The organism is Arthrobacter sp. 10T425 (assembly GCF_056393985.1).
This window is the reverse complement of sequence record NZ_JBFTGZ010000130.1, coordinates 1-368: the sequence shown is the minus strand read 5'-3', so window position 1 is coordinate 368 and position 368 is coordinate 1. Positions and strand designations below refer to the sequence as shown.

Genomic DNA, 368 nt, shown 5'->3' with positions numbered 1-368 from the left:
GGCCTGCATGCCACGGGCGTGGATCAGGTGGACCTGATTGCGCGAGCCGTCAAGGCGAATGCCGCCCTGTATGCCAATAACTTGAACGTCGTGGCGGGTGCCGCCCAGGTGGATCGCGCGACGCTCTCCGCCTCGGCCATTGCGGGCAGTGGTCCGGCGCCATCCGTGGGCATCGACGTCAGCGAACTCGGCGGCATGTATGCCAACAAGATCCTGCTGGCGTCCACCGAGGCGGGCGTGGGGGTTTCCACGCGCGGCGTGGTGGCGGCGCAGGCTGGCGACCTTACGCTGATGGCGCAGGGGCGGCTGCAACTTGCGGGGCAGACCAATACGACCGGCGCGATGACCGTCAGCGCACGGGACGGGGT

At 68.8% G+C, this 368-nt stretch carries 1 protein-coding gene; it reads left to right on the top strand.

What is annotated here, in order from left to right; translation table 11 throughout:
* On the top strand, positions 1-368 hold a 368-nt coding region (locus AC1DDH_RS20850), incomplete at both ends, for a two-partner secretion domain-containing protein (protein ID WP_476956275.1).